Origin of the sequence: Pigmentiphaga soli (assembly GCF_039541095.1) — a bacterium.
Lineage (GTDB): Bacteria > Pseudomonadota > Gammaproteobacteria > Burkholderiales > Burkholderiaceae_B > Pigmentiphaga > Pigmentiphaga soli.
The window spans coordinates 136,121-144,330 of sequence record NZ_BAABFO010000009.1; the positions used below are offsets into that span (position 1 = coordinate 136,121).

An 8,210-nucleotide genomic window follows, 5' to 3' on the forward strand; every position below is an offset into this window, starting at 1 on the left:
ATAGTGCGGGCCCGGCGTGACGGCCAGTTGACGGGGGTCAAGGATCCTCCCCCTGGGGACGCGCGCAGCGCCCAGGGGACCTTACTTCAGGCTCTCCACCAGGCTGGTCAGGCAACGGCGCACCAGTGCGGCATCGGGAGCCTCCACCATCAGGCGCAGCTTCGGTTCGGTGCCGGAGGGGCGGATCAGCAGGCGGCCCTGGCTGCCCAGCGCCCGCTCCACCTCCTGCCTCGCATGCGCCAGCCCCGCGTGGCTGCGCCAGTCCACGCCCGGGGCCAGCGGCACGCTGACCAGCTCCTGCGGATATAGCACCAGCGGCGCGACCAGTTCCTTCAGGCCGCGGCCCGCCCGCTGCATGGCGGCCAGCACCTGCAGCGCGGCGATGATGCCGTCGCCGGTGGTGTGGCGGTCCAGGCACAGCAGGTGGCCCGAGGCCTCGCCGCCCAGCTGCCAGCCGTGCTCCTGCAGCATTTCCATCACGTAGCGGTCGCCGACCGCGGCGCGCGCGAACGCAATGCCGAGCTCGGCCATCTTGTGCTCGAACGCGAGATTGGTCATCAGCGTGCCGACCACGCCAGCCACCGGGCCCTGGGCCAGCCGGTCTTTCACGATGACATACAGCAGTTCGTCGCCGTTGTAGATGCGGCCGCTGGCGTCGGCCATCATCAACCGGTCGGCGTCGCCGTCCAGCGCGACGCCGAGGTCGGCGCGATGCGCCGCCACGGCGCCGGCCAGCGCCTCGGCGTGGATGGCGCCCACGCCTTCGTTGATGTTGAGGCCGTCGGGCTGGCAGCCCATCGGGATCACCTTGGCGCCTAGCTCTTCGAATACGCTGGGGGCCACGTGGTAGGCGGCGCCGTGCGCGGCGTCGACCACGATGGTCAGGCCGGAGAGGCTGAGATCGCCGGGGAAGCTGCTCTTGCAGAATTCGATGTAGCGGCCGCCGGCATCGTTGAGCCGGCGGGCGCGGCCCAGCAGCTCCGAGCCGACACAGCCGACCGGCCCGGCCAGCACCTGCTCGATGCGCGCCTCGACCTCGTCGGGCAGCTTGCGGCCCGCGCCGGAGAAGAATTTGATGCCGTTGTCGTAGTAGGGGTTGTGCGAGGCGCTGATGACGATGCCGGCGGCCAGCCGCAGCGCCCGGGTCAGGTAGGCGATGGCCGGCGTGGGCATCGGCCCGGCCAGCAGCACGTCGACGCCGGCGGCCGACAGGCCGGCTTCCAGGGCCGATTCGAGCATGTAGCCGGAAATGCGCGTGTCCTTGCCGATCAGCACCGTGGGCCGGCCCTTGCCGGCCGGCCGCTGGGCCAGCACGCGCCCGGCGGCATGGCCCAGGCGCAGCGCGAATTCGGCGTTGATGACCGGGCCGCCCACCCGTCCGCGGACGCCGTCGGTGCCGAAGTATTGGCGCCGCGCGCCCGACCATGCCCTCATGATGCCGCCTCCACCGCGCGCCAGACCTTGATCGCGTCCACCGTGGCCGCCACGTCGTGCACCCTGACGATGGCCGCGCCGCGGGCGATCGCCGCCAGCGCCGCGGCGACGCTGCCGGCCGTGCGCTCGCCCACCGGCTTGCCGGTGGCCGCGCCGATCATGCTCTTGCGCGATACGCCGATCAGCAGCGGGTAGCCGGCCGCGGCCAACGCCGGCAGCTCATGCAGCAGGCGGAAATTGTGTTCGGCCGTCTTGCCGAAGCCGAAGCCGGGATCCAGGCAGATGCGCCGGGCGGCCACGCCGGCATCGCGCAATGCGCCGGCGCGGGCCGCGAGGAAGTCGCGCACCTCGGCCACCACGTCGTCGTAGCGGGGCGCCTGCTGCATGGTGCGGGGCTCGCCGCGCATGTGCATTGCACAGACGCCGCACTGGCCGCCAGCCACGGCAGCCAGGGCCTCGGGCGTGTCGAAGGCGCGGATGTCGTTGATCATGTCGGCGCCGGCATCCAGCACGGCCCGCATCACGGCCGGCTTGGCGGTATCCACCGACAGCGGCACGCCGGCATCGCGCAGGGCCTCCACCAGCGGCAGCACCCGTTCCAGTTCTTCCGCTTCGGATACCGGCGCCGCCCCAGGGCGGGTCGACTCGCCGCCGATGTCCAGCAGGTCGGCCCCCTCCTCCACCAGCCGCCGCGCATGCGCCACGGCGGCCTCCAGCGTGGCATGGCGCCCGCCGTCGGAAAACGAGTCAGGGGTGACGTTGACGACGCCCATCACGCGCGGGATGGAAAGGTCCAGCGTATAGCGGCCGCATTGTAGAAAAGGCATGGTGAGCGAGGACGAGGAAAAACTACTCTATTGTCGCACCGTATGGCCCGCTGCGCCCGCCCAAAAGGAAAAGGCTGCCGCAGCAGCCTTCGGGAAAACCTTCACCAGCCTCCGCCTCGCCCAGGGCGCCGCGGAGCCGGTTCCGCCGGTCCGCCAGCGCCGCCCCCGAGAGGAGCGGCCGAAGGCCGCCAGGGGCGGGCTTTCCTTCCCCCTACGCTGCTGCGGTGGCGCCGGAAGCGACGCCGGGGGTGGTAGGAGGCGTGTTCGGCGAGCTGCCCGATTCCGGCGTCTTGGGGGGACGCGGGGGGCGGCCGGCGATGATGTCGTCGATCTGGTCGGCGTCGATGGTTTCCCATTCGAGCAGCGCCTTGGCCATCACCTCGACCTTGTCGCGGTTGTCTTCCAGGATCTTGCGCGCCGCCGCGTACTGCTCGTCGATGATGCGGCGGATCTCGCCGTCGACCTTCTGCATCGTGGCTTCCGACACCTGGGTGGTCTTGGTGATGCTGCGGCCGAGGAAGACTTCGCCCTCGTTCTCGGCATACACCATGGGGCCCAGCGAATCCGTCATGCCGTAGCGCGTGACCATGTCGCGCGCGATGGCCGTGGCCCGCTCGAAGTCGTTCGAGGCGCCGGTGGTCATCTGGTGCATGAACACTTCTTCGGCGATGCGGCCGCCGAACAGCACGGCGATCGTGTTCAGCATGCGTTCCTTGTCCATGCTGTAGCGGTCGCCCTCGGGCAGCTGCATCGTCACGCCCAGCGCGCGGCCGCGCGGGATGATGGTGACCTTGTGGACCGGGTCCGTCTTGGGCAGCATCTTGGCGACGATGGCGTGGCCGGATTCGTGGTACGCGGTGTTGCGGCGCTCTTCCTCGGGCATGACGATGGAGCGGCGCTCGGCGCCCATGATGATCTTGTCCTTCGCCTTTTCGAAGTCGGACATTTCCACCGTGCGGCCGTTGCGGCGGGCGGCGAACAGCGCGGCCTCGTTGACCAGGTTGGCCAGGTCGGCGCCCGAGAAGCCCGGGGTGCCGCGCGCCAGGATGGTGGCGTCGACGTCGGGCGCCACCGGCACCTTGCGCATGTGCACCTTCAGGATCTGCTCGCGGCCGCGGATGTCGGGCAGCGGCACCACCACCTGGCGGTCGAAGCGGCCCGGACGCAGCAGCGCCGGGTCGAGCACGTCGGGCCGGTTGGTGGCGGCGATCACGATGATGCCCTGGCCGGTTTCGAAGCCGTCCATTTCCACCAGCATCTGGTTCAGGGTCTGTTCGCGCTCGTCGTTGCCGCCGCCCAGGCCGGCGCCGCGCTGGCGGCCGACCGCGTCGATTTCGTCGATGAAGATGATGCAGGGCGCCTGCTTCTTGGCATTCTCGAACATGTCGCGCACGCGGGCCGCGCCCACGCCGACGAACATTTCGACGAAGTCGGAGCCCGAGATGCTGAAGAACGGCACCTTGGCCTCGCCGGCGATGGCGCGCGCCAGCAGCGTCTTGCCGGTGCCGGGCGAACCCACCATCAGCACGCCGCGCGGGATGCGGCCGCCCAGCTTCTGGAACTTGGACGGGTCGCGCAGGAAGTCGACCAGCTCCTGCACGTCTTCCTTGGCCTCGTCACAGCCGGCAACGTCGGCGAAGGTGACGGTGTTGGAGTTTTCATCCAGCATCCGCGCGCGCGACTTGCCGAAATTGAATGCGCCGCCGCGCCCGCCTCCCTGCATCTGCCGCATGAAGAATATCCAGACGCCGATCAAGAGCAGCATCGGGAACCAGGACACGAAGATGTTCAGGAACAGCGACTGCTCTTCCTTGGGCTTGCCCGATACCTGCACGCCGTATTTCATCAGGTCGCCCACCATCCACAGGTCGCCCGGCGACGTGATGGAATAGGAACGGCCCTCGGCCGGCGTGACGTTGAGCACGTCGCCCTGGATCTCGACCTTCTGGATGCGGCCGGCCTTGGCCTCTTCCATGAATTGCGAGTAGGACACCGTGTCCTGCGGACGGGCACGGCCTTCGAACTGCTTGAAGACCGTGAAAAGAACGAAGGCGATCACCATCCAGACCGCGACTTTGGAGAACATATTGTTCAAGGTCGATCTCCTACTCGTATTGCCGACCGCTCGACCTGCCGGACCGATTCCGGCGCGATCAGACTATATATTGCCCGATTCTACCCTGCCGCCAGCCCGGGGCGCCTTGAGGCCGACCCCGACCAGAAAGGTTTCCGCGGATTTGTCGCGGGAGGCCTTGGGCTTGCGCTCGACCACCCGCCGGAAGGTTTGCTTGAAGCTGTGGACGATCTGGGAAAAACCGCTGCCGTGGAAGGCCTTGACGACCAGCGCGCCGTCCGGCTTGAGGTGGGCCTGGGCGAATTCGCGCGCCAGATCGCACACATGCTGGATACGGGCGGCGTCGGCCGACTCCACACCGGAAAGATTGGGCGCCATGTCGGAAATTACAAGATCCGCGGGCTGGCTTCCCAGCAAGTTTTCCAGTTGTTGCAGGACGGACTCCTCGCGGAAGTCGCCCTGGATGAATTCCACCCCCGCCACCGGCTCCATCGGCAGCAGGTCGAGCGCGATGATGCGCCCGCGCAACGTTCCCTGCGGCCCGGCCAGGCGCTCGCGCACCACCTGCGACCAGCTGCCGGGCGCCGAGCCGAGGTCGATCACGACGTCGCCCGGACGCAGCAGCTTCTCGGTATCCAGGATCTCGGTCAGCTTGAACGCCGCCCGCGCGCGATAGCCCTTCTGCTGGGCCATTTTCACATACGGATCGTTGATGTGCTGGTGCAGCCAGTTCTTCGAAAATCGGTTCTTCGCCATGATTGCCCGTACAATTCTTCAATGCCTGTACTCGACATCGACTCCCAAACGCGCAGCGCCCTGCGGGCCGCCGCGCATCCCCTCAAACCGGTGGTGCTGATCGGCGAAAAAGGCCTGTCTGACGCCGTGCTGCAGGAAATCGACCGCAGCCTGTCGGCCCACGGCCTGATCAAGGTGCGCGCCGGCGGCGAAGACCGCGCCGCCCGCGACGAACTGCTCGCCCATATTTGCGACACGCTGTCGTGCGCGCCCGTGCACCACCTGGGCAAGACCCTGGTGCTGTTCCGCCCCACCGACGACGCGCCCGACGCCGACGCGCTGCTGGCGCGCCGCGGCAAGCGTTCGGAGGTGGCCGACCTGGGCCACGGCGGCCGCAAGCCCAGCGAACCGCACATTCCCAAGAAACTGGCGGCGGCCGGCAAGCCGGCGCCGGCCCGCACCCGTTCGCGCACCGAGCGCGAACCGGAGCCGCTGACCGCCCGCGAACGCTATCTGGGCGAAAGCGGCCGCCGCAGCCGGCCTTCCACGCACGAGGAAACCGCTTCCCGGAGCGGCGCCGCGCGCGTCGAACCGGCCGAGGCCCCGCGCCGCAAGCCCGCCGGGCTGGCTTCCACGCTGGGCGCGGCGCGCAAGCGCGCGGCAAGCCCCGGCGCACGGCCCGCGCCGGTGCGCAGCGCCCTGTCGCTGCGGGCCGGTGCCCGCGCCGGCCAGGGGGCTCAGCGCACCACGGCCACCAGCCGCAGGCCCAAGAGCGCCACCAAGAAGTAGATCACGCTGGCCGCGCCGTGCCACAGGTCGAACGCCGCCCAGGCGGGAACCGGCTGGCCGGCGGCCATCAGATTGCGCGCGTAGTCCATCACGGGCAGGATGCCGAACTGGCCCACGCCCACGCCCACCGCCATCAGCAGCACCGCACGCCGCCCGGCCACGCCCAGCGCCAGGCCGCGCGCCAGCCGGTCGAACGCCAATAGCAGCACCGCCGCCGCGAGCCCGCCCAGCGCCAGCAGGCGGAACAGCGACGCCGCCACCGCGCCGGCATGGGCAAGGTCGAGCTGCGAGAACAGCAGCGGCGCCACCAGCGGGCCGACCGTCCACAGCGCGCCGCACCACAGCGCCGCGACGAGGCGGACCAGAACGGCCATCAGATATAGCGCACCGCGAGGATTTCGTATTCGCGGATGCCCGACGGCGCCTGCACCTCGGCCACGTCGCCTTCCGACTTGCCGATCAGCGCGCGGGCGATCGGGCTCGATACCGAAATCAGGTTGTTGCGGATGTCGGCTTCGTCGTCGCCCACCACCTGGTAGGTGACTTTCTCGCCCGATTCGAGGTCTTCCAGGTCTACCGTGGCGCCGAACACCACCCGGCCGTCGGCCTGCAGCTCGACCGGATCGATGACCTGGGCGTTGGACAGCTTGCTTTCGAGCTCCTGGATCCGTCCCTCGATGAAACCCTGCTTTTCCTTGGCCGCGTCGTATTCGGCGTTTTCGGACAGGTCGCCCTGCGCGCGCGCTTCGGCGATCGCATTGATCACCGCGGGGCGTTCCACCGTCTTCAGACGATGCAATTCCTGTTTCAGGCGCTCGGCACCGCGCACGGTCAGCGGAATGGCAGCCATGGTCTACTTCCTTTGAATTCGGGTTGATCCGCGCCGGACCGCGTTCGGGCCTCGATCGGGCCGTTCCGGGCCGCCCTGCACGGGGGGGTGCGGTGGGCGCGGGCAAAAACAAAACCCCGGCTCGATCAGGAACCGGGGCGATCAGGGGGAATTGTCCAGAAAGTCGGGCCGCGACGCAAGCCCGCACTGTATCTAGGGGTTTCCCGGAGCGAGGCGCAAAGACTGCTGCGCCGAGCGTGCAGGCCGAGCGGGCACCCGGCGGGGGCAACGCGAAACGCATTTGCATAGTCAAAAACGGTCGTTGGGTGGATGGAGGGCGGCTGCCAGAATTCCCGCCATACCTTGCCGCGCACCGTACCGGGCAAGGAAAGGAGAAAACATCATGAGCGCTGTTCTTGCCCCCCGTACCGGCACCATCGACGTGCTGCCCCAATCCGTCCATATCGGCGCCGAGATCCGCGGCGTCGACCTTTCCCGCCCGCTGGCGCCCGAGCAGGTAGCCGAGATCCGCCAGGCGCTGCTGAAGTGGAAGGTATTGTTCTTCCGCGACCAGCCGCTCACCCACCTGCAGCACGTGGAACTGGCTCGGCAATTCGGCGAGCCGACCGTCGGCCATCCGGTGTTCGGCTTCGAGCCCGAGCACCCGGCCATCTATTCCATCTCGCGCGACCGCAAGAAGGCCCGCTACCAGGGCGAGAAGCTGGTACGGCCGTGGAGCGGCTGGCACACCGACGTCACCGCCGCGGTCAACCCGCCGTTCGCGTCGATCCTGCGCGGCGTGACGATCCCGCCCTACGGCGGCGACACCCAGTGGACCAACCTGGCCGCGGCCTACCAGGCGCTGTCGGAGCCGCTGCGCAATTTCGTGGACGGGCTGCGCGCGCTGCACCGGTTCGCGGTGCCGCAGGGCGCCAACGCCACCACCGATTTCAACGTGCGGCTGCAGCGCCGGCCGCTGCTGACCGAGCACCCGCTGGTGCGCGTGCATCCGGAAACCGGCGAGAAGTCGCTGCTGATCAGCCCGACCTTCATCCAGCGCATCGTGGGCCTGTCGCCGCGCGAAAGCCAGGTGCTGCTGGAGCTGCTGTTCGAACACTCGATCCGGCCGGAATTCACCGTGCGCTTCAAGTGGGAGCCGGGCAGCATCGCGTTCTGGGACAACCGCTCGACCGCGCACCTGGCGCCGGAAGACATCTTCGCCACCGAGTTCGACCGGCAGTTGTACCGGGTCACGCTCGGCGGCGAGATTCCGACCGGGCCGGATGGCCGGCCGTCGGTGGCGCTGGAGGGCGATCCCATCAATTCCGCGGAATAGGTCCACGCGGCGGCCTGCGGCCGCTCCCCTCAAGGGGCGGCGGACCGGAAGGAAAGCCCGCCCCGCGGCCCGCTGGGCCACCGCCCCTCGAGGGGCGGCGCTGGCGGACCGGCAAAGCCGGATCCGCGGCGCCCTGGATGGCGCCTCAACGCAAAAAGCCCCTTTCGGGGCTTTTTGCTTGGCCGC

8 protein-coding genes are annotated in these 8,210 nt (G+C 69.1%); 2 read left to right on the forward strand and 6 right to left on the reverse strand.

Annotation, left to right across the window (positions count from 1 at the left end; genetic code table 11):
• Positions 1–81 precede the first annotated feature (81 nt).
• The 4 genes from glmM to ABD927_RS11535 all read right to left on the reverse strand — a co-directional run bounded on the left by glmM (position 82) and on the right by ABD927_RS11535 (position 5,091).
• Positions 82–1,434, reverse strand: coding sequence for a phosphoglucosamine mutase (glmM, locus tag ABD927_RS11520; RefSeq protein ID WP_345249455.1), 1,353 nt, complete (start codon positions 1,432–1,434; stop codon positions 82–84).
• The gene (folP, locus tag ABD927_RS11525; RefSeq protein WP_345249457.1) at positions 1,431–2,261 is read right to left on the reverse strand and encodes a dihydropteroate synthase; all 831 of its coding nucleotides are present in this window, start codon (positions 2,259–2,261) and stop codon (positions 1,431–1,433) included. Before folP ends, glmM begins: the two co-directional genes overlap by 4 nt.
• A gap of 211 nt (positions 2,262–2,472) precedes the next feature.
• Positions 2,473–4,356 carry an ATP-dependent zinc metalloprotease FtsH gene (gene ftsH, locus ABD927_RS11530; protein WP_345249459.1) on the reverse strand — a complete coding sequence of 628 codons (1,884 nt, stop codon included), beginning with the start codon at positions 4,354–4,356 and terminating at the stop codon, positions 2,473–2,475.
• 63 nt (positions 4,357–4,419) lie between these two features.
• Positions 4,420–5,091, reverse strand: coding sequence for an RlmE family RNA methyltransferase (locus ABD927_RS11535; RefSeq protein WP_345249461.1), 672 nt, complete (start codon positions 5,089–5,091; stop codon positions 4,420–4,422).
• Positions 5,092–5,112: 21 nt separating this feature from the next.
• Here ABD927_RS11535 and ABD927_RS11540 point away from each other — a divergent pair, with 21 nt between their 5' ends.
• Entirely contained in the window at positions 5,113–5,859 is a 747-nt protein-coding gene (locus ABD927_RS11540) for a YhbY family RNA-binding protein (protein WP_345249463.1), read from the forward strand.
• Here ABD927_RS11540 and ABD927_RS11545 read toward each other — a convergent pair.
• Both ABD927_RS11545 and greA read right to left on the reverse strand, forming a co-directional pair.
• A complete protein-coding gene (locus ABD927_RS11545) occupies positions 5,808–6,233 on the reverse strand; it encodes a DUF4149 domain-containing protein (RefSeq protein WP_345249465.1) in 426 nt (141 codons plus the stop codon). The two genes, ABD927_RS11540 and ABD927_RS11545, sit on opposite strands and share 52 nt — an antisense overlap.
• Entirely contained in the window at positions 6,233–6,709 is a 477-nt protein-coding gene (gene greA, locus ABD927_RS11550) for a transcription elongation factor GreA (RefSeq protein ID WP_345249467.1), read from the reverse strand. Before greA ends, ABD927_RS11545 begins: the two co-directional genes overlap by 1 nt.
• Positions 6,710–7,091: 382 nt before the next feature.
• Here greA and ABD927_RS11555 point away from each other — a divergent pair, with 382 nt between their 5' ends.
• Complete coding sequence (locus ABD927_RS11555) at positions 7,092–8,024, forward strand: TauD/TfdA dioxygenase family protein (protein WP_345249469.1); 933 nt, start codon at positions 7,092–7,094, stop codon at positions 8,022–8,024.
• Positions 8,025–8,210 lie beyond the last annotated feature (186 nt).